19 protein-coding genes and 1 tRNA gene are annotated in these 21,851 nt (G+C 66.3%); 8 read left to right on the forward strand and 12 right to left on the reverse strand.

The window, feature by feature from the left end; translation table 11 throughout:
• Positions 1 to 14: 14 nt before the first annotated feature.
• Both OCH239_RS17425 and OCH239_RS17430 read right to left on the reverse strand, forming a co-directional pair.
• Complete coding sequence (locus OCH239_RS17425; RefSeq protein WP_051489573.1) at positions 15 to 1,163, reverse strand: NAD(P)/FAD-dependent oxidoreductase; 1,149 nt, start codon at positions 1,161 to 1,163, stop codon at positions 15 to 17.
• 120 nt (positions 1,164 to 1,283) lie between these two features.
• Positions 1,284 to 1,358 (reverse strand) — tRNA-Phe (locus OCH239_RS17430).
• A 140-nt stretch (positions 1,359 to 1,498) separates the two neighbouring features.
• Between OCH239_RS17430 and mnmH the strand changes: the two genes are divergently transcribed.
• Complete coding sequence (mnmH, locus tag OCH239_RS17435) at positions 1,499 to 2,560, forward strand: tRNA 2-selenouridine(34) synthase MnmH (protein WP_037265486.1); 1,062 nt, start codon at positions 1,499 to 1,501, stop codon at positions 2,558 to 2,560.
• On the opposite strand, the gene selD is transcribed toward mnmH, so the two are convergent.
• The 6 genes from selD to urtA all read right to left on the reverse strand — a co-directional run bounded on the left by selD (position 2,539) and on the right by urtA (position 11,095).
• On the reverse strand, positions 2,539 to 4,701 hold the full coding sequence (selD, locus tag OCH239_RS17440; RefSeq protein ID WP_037265488.1) for a selenide, water dikinase SelD: 2,163 nt from the start codon (positions 4,699 to 4,701) through the stop codon (positions 2,539 to 2,541). The genes mnmH and selD overlap by 22 nt on opposite strands.
• 163 nt (positions 4,702 to 4,864) lie before the next feature.
• Entirely contained in the window at positions 4,865 to 5,560 is a 696-nt protein-coding gene (gene urtE / locus OCH239_RS17445; protein WP_037265491.1) for an urea ABC transporter ATP-binding subunit UrtE, read from the reverse strand.
• Between the two features lie 3 nt (positions 5,561 to 5,563).
• The gene (gene urtD / locus OCH239_RS17450) at positions 5,564 to 6,349 is read right to left on the reverse strand and encodes an urea ABC transporter ATP-binding protein UrtD (RefSeq protein ID WP_051489574.1); all 786 of its coding nucleotides are present in this window, start codon (positions 6,347 to 6,349) and stop codon (positions 5,564 to 5,566) included.
• Positions 6,346 to 7,572 carry an urea ABC transporter permease subunit UrtC gene (gene urtC, locus OCH239_RS17455; protein ID WP_037265494.1) on the reverse strand — a complete coding sequence of 409 codons (1,227 nt, stop codon included), beginning with the start codon at positions 7,570 to 7,572 and terminating at the stop codon, positions 6,346 to 6,348. Before urtC ends, urtD begins: the two co-directional genes overlap by 4 nt.
• 199 nt (positions 7,573 to 7,771) lie before the next feature.
• On the reverse strand, positions 7,772 to 9,724 hold the full coding sequence (gene urtB, locus OCH239_RS17460) for an urea ABC transporter permease subunit UrtB (RefSeq protein WP_037265497.1): 1,953 nt from the start codon (positions 9,722 to 9,724) through the stop codon (positions 7,772 to 7,774).
• 81 nt (positions 9,725 to 9,805) lie between these two features.
• A complete protein-coding gene (urtA, locus tag OCH239_RS17465) occupies positions 9,806 to 11,095 on the reverse strand; it encodes an urea ABC transporter substrate-binding protein (protein WP_037265500.1) in 1,290 nt (429 codons plus the stop codon).
• 456 nt (positions 11,096 to 11,551) lie between these two features.
• On the opposite strand from urtA, the gene OCH239_RS17470 reads away from it, so the two are divergent.
• The 6 genes from OCH239_RS17470 to OCH239_RS23760 all read left to right on the forward strand — a co-directional run bounded on the left by OCH239_RS17470 (position 11,552) and on the right by OCH239_RS23760 (position 17,955).
• Entirely contained in the window at positions 11,552 to 12,976 is a 1,425-nt protein-coding gene (locus tag OCH239_RS17470) for a circularly permuted type 2 ATP-grasp protein (RefSeq protein WP_037265502.1), read from the forward strand.
• Positions 12,977 to 12,983: 7 nt separating this feature from the next.
• Positions 12,984 to 13,937, forward strand: coding sequence for an alpha-E domain-containing protein (locus tag OCH239_RS17475; RefSeq protein ID WP_037265559.1), 954 nt, complete (start codon positions 12,984 to 12,986; stop codon positions 13,935 to 13,937).
• The gene (locus tag OCH239_RS17480; RefSeq protein WP_037265506.1) at positions 13,934 to 14,776 is read left to right on the forward strand and encodes a transglutaminase family protein; all 843 of its coding nucleotides are present in this window, start codon (positions 13,934 to 13,936) and stop codon (positions 14,774 to 14,776) included. The genes OCH239_RS17475 and OCH239_RS17480 overlap by 4 nt, the downstream gene beginning before the upstream one ends.
• A 115-nt stretch (positions 14,777 to 14,891) precedes the next feature.
• Positions 14,892 to 15,620 carry a proteasome-type protease gene (locus tag OCH239_RS17485; protein WP_037265509.1) on the forward strand — a complete coding sequence of 243 codons (729 nt, stop codon included), beginning with the start codon at positions 14,892 to 14,894 and terminating at the stop codon, positions 15,618 to 15,620.
• Positions 15,621 to 15,686: 66 nt separating this feature from the next.
• Positions 15,687 to 17,138 carry a xylulokinase gene (xylB, locus tag OCH239_RS17490; protein ID WP_037265512.1) on the forward strand — a complete coding sequence of 484 codons (1,452 nt, stop codon included), beginning with the start codon at positions 15,687 to 15,689 and terminating at the stop codon, positions 17,136 to 17,138.
• A 685-nt stretch (positions 17,139 to 17,823) separates the two neighbouring features.
• Positions 17,824 to 17,955, forward strand: a complete 132-nt coding sequence (locus OCH239_RS23760) for a hypothetical protein (protein ID WP_280111379.1) — start codon at positions 17,824 to 17,826, stop codon at positions 17,953 to 17,955.
• A 347-nt stretch (positions 17,956 to 18,302) separates the two neighbouring features.
• On the opposite strand, the gene OCH239_RS17495 is transcribed toward OCH239_RS23760, so the two are convergent.
• Both OCH239_RS17495 and OCH239_RS21815 read right to left on the reverse strand, forming a co-directional pair.
• Positions 18,303 to 19,454, reverse strand: coding sequence for an AI-2E family transporter (locus OCH239_RS17495; RefSeq protein ID WP_084782594.1), 1,152 nt, complete (start codon positions 19,452 to 19,454; stop codon positions 18,303 to 18,305).
• Between the two features lie 184 nt (positions 19,455 to 19,638).
• Positions 19,639 to 20,238: a hypothetical protein gene (locus OCH239_RS21815; protein WP_051489575.1), complete on the reverse strand. Its 600-nt coding sequence runs from the start codon at positions 20,236 to 20,238 to the stop codon at positions 19,639 to 19,641.
• A 323-nt stretch (positions 20,239 to 20,561) separates the two neighbouring features.
• Between OCH239_RS21815 and OCH239_RS22825 the strand changes: the two genes are divergently transcribed.
• Entirely contained in the window at positions 20,562 to 20,699 is a 138-nt protein-coding gene (locus OCH239_RS22825) for a hypothetical protein (RefSeq protein WP_157577935.1), read from the forward strand.
• A gap of 22 nt (positions 20,700 to 20,721) precedes the next feature.
• Here OCH239_RS22825 and OCH239_RS17505 read toward each other — a convergent pair whose 3' ends face one another.
• Complete coding sequence (locus OCH239_RS17505) at positions 20,722 to 21,588, reverse strand: transglutaminase family protein (RefSeq protein ID WP_037265516.1); 867 nt, start codon at positions 21,586 to 21,588, stop codon at positions 20,722 to 20,724.
• A gap of 8 nt (positions 21,589 to 21,596) precedes the next feature.
• Positions 21,597 to 21,812, reverse strand: a complete 216-nt coding sequence (locus tag OCH239_RS23320; RefSeq protein WP_037265519.1) for a hypothetical protein — start codon at positions 21,810 to 21,812, stop codon at positions 21,597 to 21,599.
• Positions 21,813 to 21,851 lie beyond the last annotated feature (39 nt).

Here is a 21,851-nt window from a genome sequence, read left to right on the forward strand (position 1 = left end):
CCGGGACGGCCCCGTTACCGAAGGGTGAAGCCCTGATGGCCGTGCCCGAAGTTCACCCACATCCCCGGAACGCCCGGCGCTGCGCCGACGAGCGGCAGCATGTCGGGCAGGCAGGGCCGCGTGCCTATCCACGGCTGCGCGTCGATCCGCTGGCCCACATCGATGATCTCCGCGATCCGTCGGGCGCCCCGGTCGAGCTGGCGCGGCTTCGGCGCTGCCTCATGCGGCACGATTGCGGCGCCTGTAGCAAGTCTCAGACCGCCCCGCATCGAGGCCGCGACGATCCCGGAGCCCGTATCGAGTAGGGGGCGCCGCAGGGCGCGTGGGGCGCTGAAATGCGCGTGGTAGCCACGCTTCAGGACCATCGGAACCCGCAGGCCGAAGCGGCGCAGGAGAGCGGGTGACCACGGGCCGAGGGCGACGACGACCTTCTCGGCCTGGATGCGCGCCTCCGGGCCCCTTACCGTCCAGCCCGAACGGTCCTGCGACAGGGTCGATGCGTCGGCGACCATGATGTGCCCGCCCCGTTGGCGGAAGAGATCTGCATAGGCCGTGCACAGCCCGCCCGGATCGGAACAGCTCCAGCTTTGCAGCATGTGGACTGCGCCCGCGACGTCCCCGGCCAGCGCCGGCTCCTCGGCCTTGAGTGCGGCGGCGTCGAGCGTGCGCGAGGTCACGCCGTAGAGCCGGTACAACCGCTCTGCGTCCCGGGACGCGGCCTCGAGCCCGCGCCGCTCGCGATAGGCAAGTATCATCCCGTCGTGTGCGATCAGATTGCCTGCGCCCGCAGCGGCGATGAGCGGGGCATGATCCTCAGTCGCTCGAACAGTCAGTTGCGCGTAGACTTGGGAGATCCGGCGATGCCGTTCGGGCAAGGAATGGCGGTAATAGGACCAGAGCGCCGGGGCCATGCGCAGCAGGCCGGCGATGGACCAGGAGACGTCGTTGCCACGTCCGAGCAGATAAGACAGCAGAATACGCGGATCCCGGGGCAGGGCGTAGGGCTCTGCTGCTTCGGCCTGTATGACGCCCGCATTGCCGAAGCTGGTCTCTCGCCCAGGCGCGCTCCGATCGGCCAGCGTCACTACGTGACCGCGCGCCTGCAATTCGAGCGCAGAGCAGATGCCGATCATCCCGGCACCGAGAACAAGGATCTCAGCCATGAGATTTGGTAGAAGATTATTCTTTTGGCGGCAACGAAAGACGCCGGATCGCAGGGCTACGGCGGTATGAATTAAAAAGGCGCAACAGCGCGCATCTTCCGAAGTGACGTTGATGTAGTATGGTGCCCGGGGGCGGAATCGAACCACCGACACGAGGATTTTCAATCCACTGCTCTACCCCTGAGCTACCCGGGCACCGGAGAGGGCGGCGTCGCCCTCGGGTGGAGGCGGAGATAACCGAGGCCCCGAAGACTGTCCAGAGGGTCCGGGGCAGAAAATCCCAAGCTGACGTCACGGGCTTTCCCATCGCACGGGACGGGTGTAGAGCCCGCGTCATGCCTCTTGAGCCGACCTCCCTCGACCATATCCTCGACCACGGGTTCGACAGCGTCATCGACGTGCGCTCGCCCGCCGAATTCGAGGAGGATCACGTGCCCGGCGCGATCAACCTGCCGGTTCTCGACAACGAGGAGCGGGCGCGCGTCGGCACCATATACAAGCAGCAATCGCCGTTCCTCGCGCGCAAGATCGGCGCGGCGCTGGTGTTTCGGAACGCCGCGACGCATATCGAGACGCGGCTCGCGCTCCATGACGGCGGCTGGCGGCCGCTTGTCTATTGCTGGCGCGGGGGGCAGCGGTCGGGGGCGTTCCGCTGGATGCTGTCGGAGATCGGCTGGCGGGCCGAGGTCGTGAAGGGCGGCTACAAGACCTATCGGCGGCTGTTGACCGAGGCGCTCTACGAAAGGCCGCTGGGCATGAAGCTCGTGCAACTCGGCGGATATACCGGAACGGCGAAGACCGACCTTCTGGGGCATCTCGCGAGACGCGGCGTGCAGGTGCTCGATCTCGAGGGGCTAGCGCGGCACCGCGGCTCGCTGCTCGGCGAGCGCCCTGGCGGGCAGCCGGCGCAGAAGGGCTTCGAGACGGCGCTGGCGCAGGCCGTGAGGGCGCTCGATCCGACGCGTCCGGTGGTGGTGGAGGCGGAAAGCTCGAAGATCGGGAAACTCAACCTTCCGCCGTCGCTGTGGGATGCCATGAAGGTGGCGCCATGGATCGAGGTCACCGCGCCGGTCGCGGAGCGGGCGGCCTATCTGGCGGAAGCCTACGAGGACATCCTCGCCGATGGCGCGGCGCTCAAGGAAAAGCTGGATCCGCTGCGGCGCTTCCGGGGGCACGAGGTCGTGGACCGATGGTTCGGAATGATCGACCGGGGCGAGCGGCAGGCGCTCTGCGCGGCGCTCGCGAGCGAGCATTACGACCCGTCCTACGAGACGTCGATGAGGGCGGTGAACCCGCGGATCGTCGCCCGCGTCGCGGCAGAGCGGCTCGATCCGGCATCCCTCGAGGACGTGGCGGCGCGGATCGAGGCGGCGCTCTATTCGACCACGTCGATCTGACCGTCGCCCTCGGTGAGCCAGCCGACCTGCGCCGCTTCCGAATAGCCGGCCGCCCGCAATGTCTCGATGAGCCGCGTGACGTCCGCGGGATCAACGGCCGCCAGAAGCCCGCCTGCGGTTTGCGGGTCGAAGAGAAGCTCGATCCCCGGCGTTTCCGGCAGATCGGGCGCGACGAGGCGGTTCTGATCGTAGAGGGTCGAGCGTACGCCCTGCGCCGCGAGCTCCTCGGCCCCGTCGAGATGCGGGACCGCGTGCAGCCAGAGTTCGGCCCCGCCGCCCGACGCGCTTGCCATGTTCGAAAGATGCCCGGCGAGGCCGAAGCCCGTTACGTCGGTCATCGCATGCGCGCCGGAGAGGATGCGCGCCGCTTCGGCTTCGGAGCGGGCCATGCGCTCGAGCGCCGCGGCGACGACACGGCCCGGCGCCTGCATCTGCATCTCGGCGGCGAGGATCGTGCCGGATCCGAGGCCCTTCGTCATGATGAGGGCATCGCCCCGCTGGCCGCCGCCGAGGGTGATCGGCGCGCCGGTGCAGAGGCCGGTGATCGAAAATCCGATCGTCAGCTCGTCCCCGATGGAGGAATGCCCGCCGACGATATCCGCGCCCTCCGCGCGCAGCACGTCCTCGGCGGTCTGCAGGATCTCGTCGAGGGTGCGGGCGGAGAGGTCTTCGGAGAGACGCGGCAGAACCAGGCTCACGGTTGCGGCCTGCGGTTCGGCTCCCATCGACCAGATGTCTCCGAGCGCGTGGATGGCCGCAATGCGGGTCATCATCGCGGGATCCTCGACGAAGGCGCGCAGGTGGTCGGTCGTCAGGACCTGCCACGCGCCACCGACCTCGATGAGGGCGGCGTCGTCGCCGGAGAGCGGCCTGACATCGGCCCGCTGCGGCGGATGCAGGTGGGCGAGGGCGCGGTGCAGGGTCGAGCGGCCGACCTTGGCTCCGCAGCCGCCGCACATCGGCTTCGGTCCCATGGCGTCGCGAAGTCCGCGGGCGCGGGGCCAGGGCAGCTTCGGCTGATCCATCACCGGCAGGTCGCGGAACCTGTCCATGAACTTGCGGTCGATGCGGTCCTTCCATCGCCACACCCATGGGCCCGAGACCGAAAGACCGCTGCGCTCGCCGAAAGCCGCCTTCCGGCCGAGCGAGACGAGCTTGAGGTAATCGCTCTGCGGCTCGTAGCGACGGAACGCGTCGGTCCCCGTCGCGGCGCGCAGGTTGGCATGGAGGACCGGGGCCGCGCGCACCGCGTAGACCCCAGCCTTGGGGCGCGGCGCGTGGGAGAGATGGGCGCAGTCGCCCGCGGCGAAGACCGCCGGGTCCGAGGATTGAAGCCTTGCATTGACGCTGACATAACCGTTCTCGAGCGCCAGCCCCGAACGGGAGAGCCATGACTGAGGCTTTGCCCCTGCTGTGCCCGCGATGAACGCCGCCTCGATCTCCTGTCCGTCGCCGAGGGTGAGGCCGTCACCTGTCACGCGGGTGATCTCGGCTTTTTCCCACAGGCGCACGCCCGCCTCGCGCAGCGCGGTCATGATCCTGCGGCGCGCGGCGCCGTCCATGCCGGGTAGGGCGAGGCCCCGCTCGACGAGGTGGACGCGGCGCTCTGTGGCCGAGAGCCGATGCGCCATCGCCATGGCCAGCTCGGCGCCCGCGATACCGGCGCCGATCACCGCTGCATCGCCGGGGGCGCCGGCGTCGAGGAAGGCGTGCCAGTGCGCCGCGAAGGGGCCGAGCGGCTTGGCCGGCACCGCATGCGTGGCAAAGCCGACGAGATCGGGCATGTCCGAGGTCACGCCGATGTCGAGCGAGGCGACGTCGTACCCGACTGGAGCGCGCCCCTCGACCATCACCTCGCGGCGCATGAGATCGATGCCGTCGGCCCGCCCGAGCACCAGCCGCGCGCCGGCAAACCGGGCGAGCTTCACGAGGTCGATGTCGAGATCGTCGCGTGCGTAATGACCTGCCACATGGCCCGGCAGCATGCCGGAATAGGCGGTCGTCGGACCGGGGTCGATCAGCGTCAGCCGCACGCCGGGGAGAGGGTCCATCCCCCATTTGCGCAGCACCAGCGCATGGGTATGGCCACCACCGACGAGCACGAGGTCGCGCGTGAGGGGCAAGGGGGGCGTCGCGTGCATGAGCTCTCCTTCCGCGTCGCAGACGGGCTAAGCACGGCAGGCCCTTTCACTCAAGTCCCCGCGCTGCGTTCAGGCAGCGGAGCGCTTGCCGGGCCACGTGACGTGGGGTGCGGCCGCCACTGGCCTCCTGGCATCGCGCGGCGCCGGTGGAAAGAGACCAGGCTCAGATGGAGACCCGGGCGAGAAGGGCGTCGCGATCGATCTCTCCGGCGGCGCCCTCCAGCGACACGGCGCCTCGCGTGACCGCCGTGAAGCGGTCGGCAAGGCCCCAGGTGAAGTCGAAATATTGCTCGACCAGAACGATCGCCATCTCTCCCTCGTCGCGCAGGCGCCTGATCACCCGGCCGATATCCTGAATGATGTTCGGCTGGATGCCCTCGGTCGGCTCGTCGAGAAGAAGCACGCGCGGCCGCGTGATGAGCGCGCGGGCGATGGCGAGCTGCTGCTGCTGCCCGCCCGAGAGGTCGCCGCCGCGCCGGGTCCGCATGTCCTTCAGCACCGGGAAGAGCTGCCAGATCTGGTCCGGCACCCCGCGCTCGGCGCGGTCGAGGCAGGCGAATCCGGTCTCGAGGTTCTCCTGCACGGTGAGCAGGGGAAAGACCTCTCGGCCCTGCGGCACATAGGCGATGCCGGCCCGGGCGGCTTCGGTGGCGCTCGGATGGTTCAGAGGCCGGCCGCCGAGCGTGATGGTCCCGGTTGTGTAGGGATGCCGCCCGGCGATCGCCTTCAGGAGCGACGTCTTGCCGACCCCGTTGGTGCCCATCACCGCGGTGACGCGGCCTGCTTCGGCCAGAAGGTCGATCCCGTGCAGGATCTGGCTCTGGCCGTAATGCAGCGTGAGGTTCGAGACGTTCAGCATCGCTCAGCGTCCGAGATAGACATCGATGACCTCCGGATTTGCCGTGACATGGTCGAGCGACCCCTCGGCGAGGACGGACCCTTCGTGGAGCACCGTGACCTTGCAGCCGAGGCGGCGGACGAACTCCATGTCGTGCTCGACCACCACAACCGCGTGCCGCTCTGCGAGGCGCTTCAGCAGGTCCGTCGTATGTTCGCGCTCGGCCGGCGTCATTCCGGCGGCGGGCTCGTCGACGAGGAGAAGCCGCGGATCCTGAGCCAGAAGCATGCCGATCTCGAGCCATTGCTTCTGGCCGTGCGAGAGCTCGCCGGCGATGCGGGGCAGGTGCTCGGCGAGGCCGATCTCGGTGGCGATGGCCGTGATGCGCTCTGCACCGCTTGCGCCGGTGCGACCGAGCAGCACGTCGAAGGGGCCGCGTGGCGCCTTCAGGGCCATGGCGAGATTTTCCTCGACCGTCTGCGCCTCGAAGACGGTGGGCTTCTGGAACTTGCGGCCGATGCCTTCCCGGGCGATGCGGCTCTCGCTCATCTTTAGGAGCGAGACGTTGCGCTCGCCCCAGGTCACGCGGCCCTCGTCGGGCCGCGTCTTGCCGGTGACGATGTCCATGAAGGTGGTCTTGCCCGCACCGTTGGGGCCGATCACCGCCCGTAATTCGGGCTCGCCGATCTGGAAGGAGAGGTTGTTGATCGCGCGGAACCCGTCGAACGACACCGAAACGCCCGAAAGCTCGAGCAAGGTTTCGCGTTTGCGGGTCGGGCGCGTGTCCGGGGCGAGCGCGGCATCCGTCATTCTGCGGCCTCCGTCTTGCGCAGCGCGCTGGCATCGGGGCCGAGATCGCGGCTCCGCGACGGCGCGCGCCGCTCCGCAACGAGGTCGATCAGCCCGCCGATCCCCTTGGGCGCGTAGAGCGTCACGGCGACGAACGAGAGACCAAGAAGCACGAGCCACCAGTCGGTCCACTGGATCTCGTAGAATCCGAGGTCGATATCGGGCGCGCCTCCGCCGGTGAACCAGGACGACAGGAGCGACACCGAAGCCGCGCCGATCACCGCGCCGTAAAGCCGGCCCCTGCCGCCGATCGCGACCCAGACGGCGAGGTATATGGAAGCGATGGGCGCGATCTCGGCCGGGTTGATGATCCCGGCCTGCGGGTAGTAGAGCGCGCCTGCGAGCCCCGCGACGATCGCGGTGAGGGTGAAGACGAAGAGCTTGAAACCCTCCACGTGGTAGCCGAGGAACCGGACCCGCGCCTCGTTGTCCCGGATGCCCCTGACGACGGATCCCATCTTGCCCGAGACGACCCAGGCGAAGAGCAGATAGCCGAGCGCAAGGGCGACGGCGGAGACCCAGAAGAACGCGATGGAGACGACGCTCTGCGGCACGCCGCCGAGGCCCGGGATGTTCTGCAGTCCGGAAAGCCCGTTGTTGCCGCGCAGGCCGGATGCGTTCTGGAAGAGGTAGAGCGAGAGCGCGAGTGTCATCGCCTGCGTCAGGATCGAGAGGTAGACGCCCGTGACGCGGGACCGGAAGGCGAGCCAGCCGAAGACGAGGGCAAGAAGGCCGGGGACCAGAACGACCATCGCGAGCTGCAGGACCAGGCTGTCGGCGAAGGCCCAGAGCCAGGGGAACTCGCTTGCGCCGACGACGCCGAAGATCTGCGACGCGATGGCATCCTCGACCTCCTGCGGGGTTGGCGGGATGGCGGCGGAGGCGAGGCTGGCGGAGACGATGATCTCGGTTCGGGCATACATCAGCCACATGCCGATCGCGTAGCCGCCGAGCCCGAAGAAGGCCATGTGCCCCAGCGACAGGATCCCGCAATAGCCCCAGACCACGTCCATCGCTATGGCGACGAGACAGAGGCACAGCGTCTTGCCGAGGGTCTTGACGAAGGAGGTGGAGATGGCACCCGTGCCGGTCGCCTCGGCGAGGAATGTCACGCCGAGGCAGAAGGCGGCGAGAAGGCCGAGGAACCACAGAATCGACGGGTTGCTGCGGACGAGCGCTCTCATCGGGTCGCCTTCGCGCAGGTGTGGCGCCGCCCCGGGGCGGGTGGTCCCGGATTGCGTCTGCGCTGTGTGGCGCGGGGCGTGCGCCGATCCCGACCCAGCGGCGGGCGGAAAGCTGGAGTGGGGGCTCCGCCCCCGACGGCCCCCGGGAGTATTTTTGCCAAGAAGAAGCAGGGGGCATTGGAGGAGACGTTCGCCATGATCAATCTCCCGCCGCGCGGCCCTTGAGGGCGACGATGCCCTTGGGCCGAACCTGGATGAAGAGGATGATGAAGAGGATCATGTAGGTCTGCGCCGCGAGCGTGTTCGAGGGGTTGAACCACTCGATGCCCTTCTGCAATCCGCCGATCAGCGTGGCCCCGGCGAGCGTGCCCCAGACATTGCCGACGCCGCCGACCACTACGGTCATGAAGCTCTGCACGATATAGGCCGAGCCCATCTCGGACGTCACCTGCGCGTAAAGGCCGATGGCGACCCCCGCGATGCCGGCTATTCCCGAGCCGAGCCCGAAGGTCAGCATGTTGATGCGCCCCGGATCGATGCCCATCGAGCCGGCCATGCCCGGGTTCTGGGTCGCGGCGCGCACCTCGAGACCGAGGCGGGTGCGCTTCAGGATGTAGAGAAGGACGCATAGGAAGATCAGCGCCAGCACGAAGATCGCGATGCGGATATTGGCGATGGCGACGACGTCGCCCATGACCCAGGCGCCGCCGAGCCAGTCGGGCGCGGTTAGCGGGCGCGCCTGCGTGCCGAAGATGTTCTTGGCGAGCTGCTGCAGCGCGATGGAGATGCCGAAGGTCGCGAGCAGGGTCTCCAGCGGGCGGTGGTAGAGGTGCCGGATCACCAGCCGCTCGAGCGCGACGCCGGCAGCGAAGGTGACGGCGAAGGCGAGCGGCAAGGCGACCACCAGCGAGGCGGTGTAGTTCGGGACGATCTGCTGGACCACGTAGCCGGTATAGGCGCCCATCATGATGAACTCGCCATGGGCCATGTTGATGACGCCCATGACGCCGAAGGTGATCGCGAGGCCGATGGCGGCGAGGAAGTAGATCGAGGCGAGCGAGACCGCGTCGAGGCCGATATCGAGCACCTGAAAACGCGCGACGCGGGCCTCGATGGTGTCCAGCGCCGACCGGGCCGCCTCAGTGACCACAGGGTCGGGGTCTTCGTAGACCTCGTAGAAGACGTGGGACGCGACGGCCTCGGCCTGCGCTTCGGGGGTGACGAGAGGCGGGACGGCTCCCGAAGCCGCAAGCGCGGCGTAGGCCTCCGTCCGGCGGTCCGGATCCGAAAGCTGCTCGACGGGGATGCCGGCCACCGCGCCGTTCTGGATATTGGCGGTCAGCGCCGTTTTCACCTCCGCGTTGGTGACAGGTGCAGGGGCAAGGCCGTCATCCACGAGGCGGGAATAGGCGTCGGCCTCGGACAGATCGGGGCCGATCTCCAGCACCCGGGCGAGGTTGACGCCTTCGGGAAGGGTCTCTGCCACCTCGCTGCGGCTTGCTAGGATCCGGTTCAAGCCGGCGCGCGTCTCGATGTCCGTCGCGTCTGCCAGGTCCTCGATCGCGGCGACGCGGGTCTCGGTGCCCTCGCCGAAGCGCGCAGTGAGAAGACCGGCCAGACGCTCCTTGCGCGCCTTGAGGGCGGGGTCGGGCTCGCCCTCGATCGAGGCTCGCAGAGGCTCGAGCTGATCGGCGGCGGGGCGCCGGGCGAGGGCGTCGAGCGCGTCGACCCGCGTCGCCCGGTCCGGATCGGAGAGCTGGAACTGCACCAGCGCGCTGCCGATGACGCGGCGGACGCCGCCATTGGGGCGGATCTCCTCCAGCGCGGATGCAGGCGCGGTGCCGACAGGCTCGTCCGAGGCGATATCGCGCAAGGCGAACGTCTCGCCGTCCCGGGCGCCGTAGTAGAAGAGGCCGTCGCCGGCGTTGAGAAAGACCTGCTTGTTCGACCATCGATCCAGGAACCGCGCGATCCCGGGCAGACCCGAGGCCGCGAGGTCGTCGATCAGCGGGCCGACGCTGCGCCGACCGGGATCCGCGACCTCGTCCGCGTGGGTCTGTAGGATCGCCTGAAGCTGGCTGTCCTGGGCGACCGCGGGCGGCGCGGCGCAGGCCAGGAGAGCCGTCAGAAAGAGCACAAGAGCGCGCAGCATCGGGACATCCGGTCGAGAATGAGAAACGGGGGGACGGGCGCGGGAGGGAGAGGCCGTGCCCGTCCGGTCATGCGTCCGGGATCAGTAGTTGCTCTTGATCTGGACGCAGGTCTCGGTCTCGGTGTTGTACATCCCGCAGCCGAGGTCCTTCCAATCGGAGGTCAGCACGGCGCTATCCGGCAGGAAGTCGGTCCAGGCGTCGCCCGGCACTTCCTCGGTCTGGCTGATGATGTCGAACTGACCGTCGGCGCGGATCTCGCCGATGAGGACGGGTTTGGAGAGGTGATGGTTCACGTTCATCACCGCAGTACCGCCGGTGAGGTTCGGGAATTCCTGCCCGTACATCGCGTCCCGCACCGCGTCGACATCGGTGGTGCCGGCCGCTTCGACCGCGTTCACCCACATGTTGAAGCCGATGTAATGGGCCTCCATCGGATCGTTGGTTACGCGGCTGTCGTCGCCGATGAACTCGTGCCAGGCGGCGATGAATTCGGCGTTCGCGGGCGTGTCGGCGGACATGAAGTAGTTCCACGCCGCGAGGTGCCCGACGAGGTTCGAGGTGTCGAAGCCCGACAGCTCTTCCTCGCCGACCGAGAAGGCCACCACGGGGATGTCGGCGGCATCGATCCCGGAGGAGGCGAGCTCCTTGTAGAAGCCTACGTTGGCATCGCCGTTGATGGTCGAGATCACGCCGACGAGGCTGCCGTCGGCGGCGAGCGCCTGAACGTCAGACACGATGGTCGACCAGTCCGAATGGCCGAAGGGCGTGTAGTTGACGAAGATGTCGTCCTCGGCGATGCCGTTGTCCTTGAGGTACTGCTCGAGGATGTTGTTGGTGGTGCGGGGATAGACGTAATCGGTGCCGAGAAGGGCGAATTTCTCGATCCCCAGCTCCTCGAGGAAGTAGTCCACCGCCGGGATCGCCTGCTGGTTGGGCGCGGCGCCGGTGTAGAAGACGTTCTTGGAGCTTTCCTCGCCCTCGTACTGGACGGGGTAGAAGAGCAGGCCGTTCAGCTCCTCGATCACCGGCAGCACGGATTTGCGCGACACGCTCGTCCAGTTGCCGAAGATCACGTCGACCTCGTGCACGGTGAGCAGCTCGCGCGCTTTCTCGGCGAAGAGCGGCCAGTCCGAGGCCGGGTCGACGACCACCGCCTCGATCTCGCAGCCGAGCAGCCCGCCGGCCTCGTTCTGCTGCTCGACGAGCATCAGCATCGTGTCCTTCAGCGTCGTCTCGGAGATCGCCATCGTGCCCGAGAGCGAGTGCAGCACGCCCACCTTGATCGGGCAGGATGCGTCCTGTGCGGACAAGAGGCCGGCGCTGGCGAAAAGGGCGGCGGCCGACGCCGCGGTCAGTCGAGAGAAGGTCATCGTCAATCCCCGTTTGGGCACATCTGTCCCGCCGCCCGGCGCGCATCTCTCACGCTCTGGGCGCTGCCGCGGGCGCGGTGCGTCTGTTGTTCGTTTGTTGTGCGATTGGCCCCGTGGGCGCATCGCTTTCCCCACGCCGTTGTCCGGCGCTCTTCGGTTCTAGCGGGCGTCAGGCGCCTGCGGACATCGCGCAGGGGAGCGCAAACCGCGATGCGGTTCGACTTGCCGCCTTTTTGGGCGACTGATCGAGGCACCTGCTCAATACTTGATCGTGACCCGGGGTCAGTCGCAGCGGAGCGCGGCCTGTGCTGCGAAGGTGATCAGTCCTTATGCAGAATCACGGATGGCGCGCGATCCGTGGGCGCCCAGAACATGAAACAGATCCGCATTTTTGGACCCGGGACGTTGCAGCCCCATGTGATCCAATGCTTTGTAGGGGTCAAAGGAGACGGCAATATGGCGCAAGCCGACCAGAACTTCTTCAACGAGATGCTGAACGGCACCGACGTGCGTGCCGCTTACGAGAACCTCGATCGGTGGCAGGCCAACATGCCGTCCGATCTGCGGTCGTTGAAGCAGCACGAGGCCGAACAGCTTTTTCGGCGGGTCGGCATCACCTTCGCCGTCTACGGCGAGGGCGGCGATCCCGAGCGGCTGATACCGTTCGACATGTTTCCCCGCGTCTTCACCGCCGACGAATGGCGCAAGCTCGAGCGGGGCATCAAGCAGCGCGCCGCGGCGCTGAATGCGTTTCTCGCGGATGTGTACGACGGCCGCGAGATCATCCGTGCGGGCAAGATCCCCGAGCATATCGTCACCCGCAACGAGGCCTTCGAGAAGGCGATGGTGGGCATCCGCCCGCCCATGAACATCTGGTCGCATATCGTCGGCATCGACCTCGTCCGCACGGGCCGCGACCAGTTCTACGTGCTCGAGGACAATTGCCGCACGCCCTCGGGTGTCTCCTACATGCTGCAGAACCGCGAGATCATGATGCGCATGTTCCCGCAACTCTTCGTGGAGAACCGGATCGCGCCGGTCGATGGCTATGCCTCCGCCCTCTGGCGCACCCTGGCCTCGGTCGCGCCGAAGAAGTGCGAGGGCGAGCCCAATATCGTCATCCTCACGCCGGGGCAGTTCAATTCGGCCTATTACGAGCATTCGTTCCTCGCCGACCTGATGGGGGTCGAGCTCGTCGAGGGGCAGGACCTCTTCGTCGAGGGTGATTTCTGCTGGATGAAGACCACCGAAGGCCCGCAAAAGGTCGACGTGATCTATCGCCGGATCGACGACGCGTTCCTCGATCCGCTCTGTTTCCGGCCCGATTCCATGCTCGGGATCCCGGGGCTCATGAACGTCTACCGCTCGGGCGGGGTGACCATCTGCTCGGCGCCCGGCGCGGGCGTCGCCGACGACAAGGCGATCTACACCTTTGTTCCCGAGATGGTGCGCTTCTACCTTGGAGAGGCGCCGATCCTGGAGAACGTGCCGACATATCAATGCGCCAAGACGGACGATTGCAAATACGTCCTCGAGAACCTCGAGGAGCTTGTGGTCAAGGAGGTGCACGGATCGGGCGGCTACGGCATGCTCGTCGGCCCCAAGGCGGACAAGGCGATGATCGAGCTCTTCCGCGACAAGATCCGCGCGCGGCCTCAGAATTACATCGCGCAGCCAACGCTGGCGCTTTCGACGGTGCCGACCTTCGTCGAGGAAGGCATCGCGCCGCGGCATGTCGACCTGCGCCCATATTGCCTGGTCGGCGAGAAGATCGAGCTGGTGCCCGGCGGGCTGACGCGGGTCGCGCTCAACGAGGGCTCGCTCGTCGTCAATTCGAGCCAGGGCGGCGGCGTGAAAGACACCTGGGTTCTGGCGGAGTGATTTGACCATGCTGAGCCGGACGGCCTCTCACCTCTACTGGATGGCGCGCTACATCGAGCGCGCGGAAACCACGGCGCGCCTGCTCCAGGTGGGCGCCCGCAACGCGCTGCTGCCCGATATCGGCGGCGGCTTCCGCAACGACTGGGAGGCGATCCTGCAGGCCTCGGGCTCGCTCGAGATGTTCCGCGAGAAATACGGCGAGACCAAGCAGCGCAACCTCGAGACCTTCCTCTTCTTCGACGCGGAAAATCCCGCCTCGGTGCGCTCCTGCATCGAGCTTGCCCGCGAGAACGCGCGCGTCGTGCGCACGGGCCTCACGAGCCAGACCTGGGACGCGATGAACACCGCCTTCCAGGAGATGAAGGAGCTGCACCGCACCGAGCGGTCGAAGCTGTCGCTGACCGATCTTGCGGAATGGACGTCACGCGCCTGTGCCCAGGCCCGCGGGTCGATCCACGCGACCCAGCTGCGCAACGACGGCTACCACTTCATGAACCTCGGCTTCACGCTCGAGCGCGCGGACAACACAGCGCGCATGCTCGACGTGAAATATTACGTCCTGCTCCCGTCGCTCTCCTATGTCGGCTCAGGTCTCGACCAGACGCAATGGGTCACGCTGCTGAGGTCGATGTCGGCGCACCGTGCCTTCAACTGGACCTACAGGGGCGAGATCACCGCCGCGCGCATCGCGCATTTCCTCATCCTCAACCGGCAGTTCCCGCGCTCTCTCCTGACGGCGGTCGAAGACACCTTGGACCATCTCGATCACCTCGCCCGGGGCTACAAGAACCCGAGCCGCGCGCAATCGGCGGCCCGGTCCCTGCTTGCCGAGCTGGCCGAAGCGGAAGTCGAACACATCTTCGACGAGGGTCTGCACGAGTTCCTGACCCGCTTCATGGGCCAGAACGCCGGCATCGCGAACATCGTCCAGGAGACCTATCTGACAGGAGAACCGGCATGAAACTGCGCGTCCGCCACGTCTCGCGCTACGTCTTCGACGCGCCGGTGAAGCGCCTCGCGCAATCGCACCGCCTCTGGCCCGCCGAGACGCAGGGCCAGAGCGTGATCCAATGGTCAGTGGAGACCGAGAACGCCGTCACCGGCTCGGGCTTCCGCGACGGCGCCGGAGACTGGACCCAGACGGTGACGGTGAAGGGGCCGGTTTCGGAGTTCACCGTGACCGCGGAGGGTCTGGTAGAGACGTCCGACACCTCTGGCGTCCTGAGGGGGCACCGAGAGCGCGTTCCGGCGTCGGCCTATCTTACCGGCACGAGGATCACGGGCCTCACCGCCGAGTTGCGCATGGCGGCCGAGGCGGCTCTCGAAGGCATGGACGCGGCGTCGCCCCTCGACCGTGCCCATGCGCTTGCGCGCTATGTCAGCGATCATGTGGTCTTCGCTCCGAACAGGACCGAGCCCGCCACCACCGCCGCCGAGGCGCTCGAAGGTGGCGAAGGGGTCTGCCAGGACCACACGCACGTCCTGATCGCGCTGGCCCACGCTGCGGACATCCCGGCGCGCTACGTGACCGGCTACATGCTGTCGACCGAAGACAGCCAGGGCGCGGAGGCGAGCCACGCCTGGGCCGAACTTCACGTCCATGGGCTCGGCTGGGTCGGCTTCGACGCCGCGAACCGCTGCTGTCCGAACGAGTACTATATCCGCCTCGGTTCGGGGTACGATGCGTCCGATGCGGCGCCGATCCGCGGCATCGTCGACGGCGCCACGCAGGAAACGCTCGACGTTTCCGTCGCGGTGACCGACAGCGCAAGACAAAGCCAGTCGCAGCGCCAGCAGTGACAGCGGCGTCCGGCACGAGGGCGCCGCGGAGTGTGCGCACCCGACGGCCGATTGCGCGGGCGGGGCAGGGGCGTTACCGCTGGGCTCCGGGACGGCCTCGAAGGAACGGATCGCCATGACCTATTGCGTCGGACTGCTCTTGAACGCCGGGATCGTCCTGCTGTCGGACACCCGTACCAACGCCGGTCTCGACAACATCGCGACCTACCGCAAGATGTACACCTTTTCGGAGCCGGGCGAGAAGGTCGTGGCGATCATGACCGCGGGCTCGCTCTCGGTCACACAGACCACGCTTGCGCGCCTCGCGGAGGCGGCGGAGGACCCAGAGGCGGACGGAACGCGCTCGATCCTCAAGACCCCCTCGATGCTCAAGACCGCGGAACTCATCGGAAAAACCCTAGCCGACGTGCGGGCCGAGGTGTCGGACAAGATGACCCGGATGAAGCAATCGGCATCCGCCTCGCTCATCGTGGCCGGCCAGCGGAGAGGCGGCCCGATGCGGCTTTTCCTCGTCTATCCCGAGGGCAATTTCATCGAGGCGACCGAGGACACGCCCTATCTCCAGATCGGCGAGCACAAATACGGCAAGCCGATCCTCGACAGGGTCATCACGCCTGAGACCTCGCTTGCGGATGCCGAGAAGGCTGTCCTTCTGTCGATGGATTCGACCCTGCGGTCCAACCTCTCGGTGGGCATGCCGCTGGACCTCACGGTGATCGAGGCCGGCGCACTCGAGGTGTCGCGCCAGAGGCGGATCGAGGCGGAGGATCCCGGCTTCACGAGAATGAGCCGCGCCTGGTCCGACGCGCTGCGCGATGCCTTCCAGAAGATCGACCCAGTCTGATCCCACCCTTGAACTCCGGCACGAAACCGTTCCTAAACGCACGGGAAAACGCGAGGGAGGAACGTCATGAGCTATCTCGGTATCGATCTGGGCACGTCGGGCCTGCGCGCCCTTCTGGTGGACGAGACCGGGTCGCCCGTCGGTGCGGTCGAACGGCATTACAGCGTCTCTCATCCGCACTCGGGGTGGAGCGAACAGGAGCCCGCTGACTGGATCGCCGCGCTCGAAGGCGCGATGGAAGAATTGCGGGCGTCCTATTCCGAGTTCAACGACCTGCGCGGTATCGGCGTTGCCGGTCACATGCACGGCGCGACGCTGCTTGACGCCTCGGACGAGGTCATCCGGCCGTGCATCCTCTGGAACGACACGCGCTCGCACGAGGAGGCCGCCCGGCTCGACGCCATCGACGGCGTGCAAGAGCTTTCGGGCAACATCGTCTTTCCCGGCTTCACCGCCCCGAAGCTGGAATGGGTACGCGCGCATGAGCCCGAGAATTTCGACCGCGTCGCGAAGGTCCTGCTACCCGCGGCCTATCTCAACTTCTACCTGACCGGCGATCACGTCGCGGACATGTCCGACAGCGCAGGGACGTCGTGGCTCGATACCGGCGCGCGGGACTGGTCCGGCAGGCTTCTCGAGGCCGGGCATATGAGGCGCGATCAGATGCCGCGGCTGGTCGAGGGCAGCGAGCGCGCCGGTGACCTGCGTGGCGAGCTTCTCGAACGCTGGGGGCTGCGGGGCCCCGTGGTCGTTGCCGGCGGCGCCGGTGACAACGCAGCGGCTGCCTGCGGCATCGGTACGATGGAGGAGGGGCAGGGCTTCCTGTCACTCGGCACCTCGGGTGTGCTCCTCGCCGCGCGCGGCGGCTACCGGCCCGCGCCAGAGACCGCCCTGCATACCTTCTGCCATGCGGTGCCGGGGCAATGGTATCAGATGGGGGTGATGCTTTCTGCGACCGACAGCCTCAACTGGCTGGCGTCGATCACCGGGGCCAAGCCGGCGGACCTGACCGCAGAGCTCGGCGACGAGGTGCAGGCTCCCGGAGCCGTCCGGTTCCTTCCCTACCTCTCGGGCGAGCGCACGCCCCACAACGATGCCGCCATCCGCGGCAGCTTCACCGGTCTTTCCGCCGGTACCAGCCGCGCCGACCTGACCCGCGCCGTGGTCGAGGGCGTGTCCTTCGGTCTTCGCGACAGCTACGAGGCACTGAAAGCGACCGGCGCCGAGCTTCCCTCGCTCATCGCCATCGGCGGCGGCGCGCGGTCCCGCTACTGGCTGAAACTTCTCGCCTCCGTTCTCGACGTGCCTCTGGACGTGCCGAAGGACGGCGAATTCGGCGCCGCCCTCGGGGCCGCACGCCTCGGCCTCGTGGCGGCGACCGGACGTCCGGTCACGGAGGTCATGACGGCACCCGAAATCGGCGAACGCATCGAGCCCGATCCGGCGCTGACGGGCGCGTTCGATGACGCCTACGGCGCTTTCCGCAAGGCTTATGCCGGGATCAGGGCGGTCCAGTAGGCTGGGCGATCGCGGCGCACTGCGCCTAGGGCCGCAAGCTGCGGTGAGCGAGAACATCGGCAAAATTGTGGCGTCTGACGGGATGTCCCGACAGACGCCACGCGTCACCCAATGAAGACTGAAAACTCAACTGGTATAGACCACCCCCGAACGCGTAGGCGTCGCCCGAAATAGAGCCTGCCGGGCTTTTGTAATGCCGTCGACCAGGCAGTGTCAGGCATCGGACCAGCAGCAGTTGAAATGACATTACCTAAAAACTGCGCTCAAAAAACACCTTTTCGCCACCGAAATGACAAAATCGCGCATGGGTCTGGAATCATTCAGATATTCCGCAACGTCAGCTGCTTCTGTCTCACTCTCAGGTCGCATGTTGGAAGTCCGGTTCTTCCTATCCGGTAGAGCTGGCGCGAATCGCGATGAGTTACCGGGCGGCTGAGAGTTGCGGCCTTCCGGTCCATCATAAAACGCGCGGGCTGAACCATGTCATCCCAGCCGGTCTCCCGTGCTATCCCTCTGGATAGGTCCGCCATGCCTTCGCTCTGGTGGATTATCCCCGGGCGCTGTTCGCTGCTCAGGTGAACTCGGGTACTCCTCTCTCATGCGAAGGGCTCCGGCGACGACAGCCGGCCAGGTCGCCGATAACGCCTGATGACCGAAATCGGGCAGAGAGCTGGAGTACGTTAAGATGAGCCGCACACAGATCGCTTCGGAACTGCGCGACAAGAAACGCGAACAAGCGCGTGGCCTGCTCATCGAGACGTTTGTGGGCCTCGCCATCGTCCTTTGGGTCGTCGCGCGTTTCGCGACCGGCATCTGAAAAGAAGCCTGCTCACCGCCGTAAGAGGGCGGTTCAGGCCACGGCCCCGTACCCTTCGTATGGACCCCGTCTCGCTGAGTGAGTTCCGGTCGAGAGCAACAGCGGTCTTCGATGCGCTACATGCATCGAAATGCATGTCGATCATGCCCTCCTCGGTGCCACGATGCCGAGAAACCTCTATGAAGACCATCAGATAACCCTGAATCACACTGTCGTTCGGTGCGGCGCCGTCGGGGAAGCTCGTCCCGAGCGCGTGCAGTCTTTAGCCGTGGCGACAAGGGCGACGACGATCGCTCGCAGTGTTGGCGGAATAGTTCTTTAGGGTCCTGCCCCGGGGTATGATCCCTTCACGGAATGAGATTTTCAGAACGAGGGTCTTCCGGATGCGCGTCGGTGACGGTCTCCGAGTGCCGCTCACCGAGGAAATCTGCCAAGCCGCCCATGCCGTCGACATGGTTTGCGATGGTTCGCGCCGCCGCAAGGAGCGGGACGGCAACGACCATGCCGACCGCCGACCACAGCCAGGCCCAGAAGGAGACCGCCAGAAACACCACAACGGTATTCAGCCGCAGGTTTCGTCCCACGAAATAGGGGGTGACAAGCTGGCCTTCGACCGTCGTAATCGCGAAGTAGATTGCACTCACGATCAGCGACCAGCCCACCCAGTCGAACGACACAAGCGCGACAGCAGCCGCAATGGCGATCCCGGCGAGCGCACCCAAGTAAGGCACAAAATTGAAGAGAAACGCGATTGTTCCAAAGACAATCGGCGACGGCATTCCCACAAGCCACATTCCCGCTCCGACGGCGGTCCCAAGAGCGGCATTGATGACAGTAATTGTGAAAAGGTAGCGTGAGAGCTTGCGCTCGATGTCCTGGACCACTGCCATCGCTCTCCGCTTGTCGCTGAAGCGCGGTATGACATGGACCAGCTTTTCATAGAACATGTCACCCGAGGCCAGCAGGAAGAACAGCAGCACGAGGGTTAGGACGATCTGCGCCATCATACCGGGGATCAACGTCGCCAGATCGAACGCGTAGCCGCCCTGCGACGTCGTCACGCGCTCCACATCCTCGCCCGGACGGGCGAGTTCTCGAAGCCTGTCGGCGGCTTCGAAGACGCCGCTCAGGGCTCCGGACACATCGCTGGCCTTTTCGCGGATCTGAGCCGTGATCTCCGGCGCACGTTCGATCCATCCCGTGACCGGCAAGGACAGCGTGCCGAGTATTCCGAGACTTGCCACAAGAAGCCCGAGAACGACGAACGTTGCGGTCAGCGGCGCTGGAATGCCGTGACGTGCGAAGACCCGGCGAACCGGACTGAAGACCATCGTCAGCAGAAAGGCGAGGATGACCGGGACGAAGAATGACTTTGCGTAGCTCAGTGTGTAGATCGTGGCATAGATGAACAAACCTATACCGGCCCAGCGAGGGATCGACCGCATCCGACCCAGGATGCTCTGGTCCGGGTCGTCCGGACGGCGCGACACGTCGCTCATGAGGAATTCCTTGTGATGCTTGGCTGGAATCGTGGCGGACAACTTTGCGTTCTGCGCCCGAGGAGCCTTCGAGACGCCTGGCTGCCGCTGGGCGCGGGCAGTTTCCCGGCCGGTGCCGCCTATGCCGGACTGACCGTCATTCCGTCAGCTTTCCACGCGGTGCGTACCTAGGCAACGTAAACCCTCAGACGTCGGAACCCTGATCCTCATGGATACGGCGACACTGCCGCGCCGAAAGTCGCTCCGTATCGAGCCGGGTCGGCTGCAGGTGCCGGACTTCTCCCCGGTCGCGGACGACCCTGTAGCTCTTGCGCGCGCCACCGGGTTTCTGGCCGGTGCCAAGGACGATGAAGGTGATCTCGTTCAGCCCGGGCAGCCGCGTGGTGTCGAAATTGGGGGCCGCACGGGTCAGAATGCCCTGCACGGTGCCGAGTGAAATGTAATCTCCCATTTTCATCGGCCCCTGGGTTGTGCCGCTGAGGCCCGGCCCGGTCTGGTCGTCGGAGAGCTCGCGGCGATCCGTGACATAGGACGTCCGCGTGCCGTCCCCGTCGACATCGAGCGCGACAAGAACGTCCTGCACGTAGATCGGCTCGTAACCGAGGTTGCTGAGGATGATCTGGGCCTGCAATCCCTCGCCCGCTCCGCGGTTGATGCTGAGAGTGGGGCGCCGCTGCCGGAGCACGCCGGAAAGCAGCATCTGCAAATAGACGGCCCAGATCAGCGCCGTCGCGATCGCCGTCAGGGTCTGGATCACGGTGGAATTGTCGGCAAACCAGGTCATGGGCTCCTCGGCGCTCGCAGGATGTTTCGTCTGTTGCCGACGGCGCAGGCCGGGCCGCAATAGTCTCACCGTTTGACTGAAGTTGCCAGACGCGGTGCCCGGAGCGGTAAATAAGGATGCTCATCGCACCCATTTGCCGGAAACAGGCGCCACGAGAACAGAGAACGAGATGGATGTCCGGCAAGGCGCGGAGCTGAACAATGGCCCAGATAATCTTCACGGCCGAGGAACGGGGTGAGCCGGAAACCCGGCGGCGCCCGATCAGCCTCCGCCCGTATGTATCCCCAATGGAGCAACGGCACCCGTGAAGCTTCGAAGACCAGATGCTGGCGAAACCGGCGCGAACCGGCATCGAGGTGACGGAGAAATGGCGGTTCGCGCTGGATCGCTACTCGGAAACGCCGAAAGCCAAGGATGCGCGTTTTCCGACAGTCATCAAGAGCCCATCAAAACTTCGATGACCCGGAAACCATGACCTTTTTGCTACAAGCGTTCGACGCTGACCGACACGCCCATCGACACGAAGTCGCGCGCCTCGCCGGCAAAGCTGCCCGTGATCGGCGCCACCTGGCCGATATTCCGTGCCACGGCCACCGGAATGAGGTTCACCGAACCCATGGCTGCGTTCGTCGGGTCGAAGGCGATCCAGCCGCCGCCGGGAACATAGACCTCGGTCCAGGCATGCGTGGAGCCGCCACCCGATGAACCGACAAGGTCTTTGTCCGGATCGTAGAGATACCCCGAAACGAGCCGCGCGCCGAAACCGAGCACCCTGACCGCCTCCGCGAAGAGAACGGCAAGATCGCGGCACGTGCCTCGGCCTCGGTCGAGCGTCTCGAGCGGACCTTGTGTGCCCTCCTCGTCGCGAAGCTGATAGGCGATCTGGGCCGTGACGCCGTTGCTGAGATCCTTGAGGAGCGAGAGCGTATCCGTCGGGCGCTGCATGACGAACCCCTCCACCCACGCCGCGAGCCGGTTCGCCTCGTCGACATATTGGGGCGAGGCAAGTGCGCCAAGATCGGTCCAGTCCTCGTCGGAATACCGGAACGGATACTGCGCCGCGTGAGCCGAGATCGGAAAGACCGGCCAGGCGGGCGCGCTCAGCTCGATCGTCGCGCATGCTGAAATCCGCAGAACGTCCGACGACGTCGCGAATGTGGCGGTGGCGACCGCATTCCCCGCCACGTCCTGCGACCACTCGACCTGAGCCTGCGGAGAAATCTCGAGATCGAACGCGAGAAGCTTGAGATCATGCGTCTCGCGCGGACGGAGCATGAGCCTGTGCGGCCCGTGGGCGACGGGCCCTCGATATCGGAACTCGGTCGTATGCGTGATCGTGAGACGCGGCACCGTTTGCGCTACAACGAACTGCCGCCCGAGCGGCGACGGCCGGTGCTGCCACCGCCCGCGGGGACGGACGTGCGCCAGGCGGTCGTGCCTTTGCAACGCTTGCAGATGCGCTCGCCGAAGCCTTCGCTCCAGAACGCCGTCGTGCAGCTCAGGCAGATGCGTTCGGCTGCGACATCGCGCGCGCATGGCGCGTCGGCCTCGATCTCTATCGGATGGTTACTCATGCTTTTCGGCCCTCACAGGTCGCCGGAGGGGCCGTGTAA

The organism is Roseivivax halodurans JCM 10272, from assembly GCF_000521785.1.
Classification (GTDB): domain Bacteria; phylum Pseudomonadota; class Alphaproteobacteria; order Rhodobacterales; family Rhodobacteraceae; genus Roseivivax; species Roseivivax halodurans.

Bases quoted from the DNA above. Each gene is read 5' to 3' on its own strand.
- OCH239_RS17425 (WP_051489573.1), bottom strand. From the start codon at position 1,163: ATGGCTGAGATCCTTGTTCTCGGTGCCGGGATGATCGGCATCTGCTCT.
- mnmH (WP_037265486.1), top strand. From the start codon at position 1,499: ATGCCTCTTGAGCCGACCTCCCTCGACCATATCCTCGACCACGGGTTC.
- selD (WP_037265488.1), bottom strand. From the start codon at position 4,701: ATGCACGCGACGCCCCCCTTGCCCCTCACGCGCGACCTCGTGCTCGTC.
- urtE (WP_037265491.1), bottom strand. From the start codon at position 5,560: ATGCTGAACGTCTCGAACCTCACGCTGCATTACGGCCAGAGCCAGATC.
- urtD (WP_051489574.1), bottom strand. From the start codon at position 6,349: ATGACGGATGCCGCGCTCGCCCCGGACACGCGCCCGACCCGCAAACGC.
- urtC (WP_037265494.1), bottom strand. From the start codon at position 7,572: ATGAGAGCGCTCGTCCGCAGCAACCCGTCGATTCTGTGGTTCCTCGGC.
- urtB (WP_037265497.1), bottom strand. From the start codon at position 9,724: ATGCTGCGCGCTCTTGTGCTCTTTCTGACGGCTCTCCTGGCCTGCGCC.
- urtA (WP_037265500.1), bottom strand. From the start codon at position 11,095: ATGACCTTCTCTCGACTGACCGCGGCGTCGGCCGCCGCCCTTTTCGCC.
- OCH239_RS17470 (WP_037265502.1), top strand. From the start codon at position 11,552: ATGGCGCAAGCCGACCAGAACTTCTTCAACGAGATGCTGAACGGCACC.
- OCH239_RS17475 (WP_037265559.1), top strand. From the start codon at position 12,984: ATGCTGAGCCGGACGGCCTCTCACCTCTACTGGATGGCGCGCTACATC.
- OCH239_RS17480 (WP_037265506.1), top strand. From the start codon at position 13,934: ATGAAACTGCGCGTCCGCCACGTCTCGCGCTACGTCTTCGACGCGCCG.
- OCH239_RS17485 (WP_037265509.1), top strand. From the start codon at position 14,892: ATGACCTATTGCGTCGGACTGCTCTTGAACGCCGGGATCGTCCTGCTG.
- xylB (WP_037265512.1), top strand. From the start codon at position 15,687: ATGAGCTATCTCGGTATCGATCTGGGCACGTCGGGCCTGCGCGCCCTT.
- OCH239_RS23760 (WP_280111379.1), top strand. From the start codon at position 17,824: ATGAGCCGCACACAGATCGCTTCGGAACTGCGCGACAAGAAACGCGAA.
- OCH239_RS17495 (WP_084782594.1), bottom strand. From the start codon at position 19,454: ATGAGCGACGTGTCGCGCCGTCCGGACGACCCGGACCAGAGCATCCTG.
- OCH239_RS21815 (WP_051489575.1), bottom strand. From the start codon at position 20,238: ATGACCTGGTTTGCCGACAATTCCACCGTGATCCAGACCCTGACGGCG.
- OCH239_RS22825 (WP_157577935.1), top strand. From the start codon at position 20,562: ATGCTGGCGAAACCGGCGCGAACCGGCATCGAGGTGACGGAGAAATGG.
- OCH239_RS23320 (WP_037265519.1), bottom strand. From the start codon at position 21,812: ATGAGTAACCATCCGATAGAGATCGAGGCCGACGCGCCATGCGCGCGC.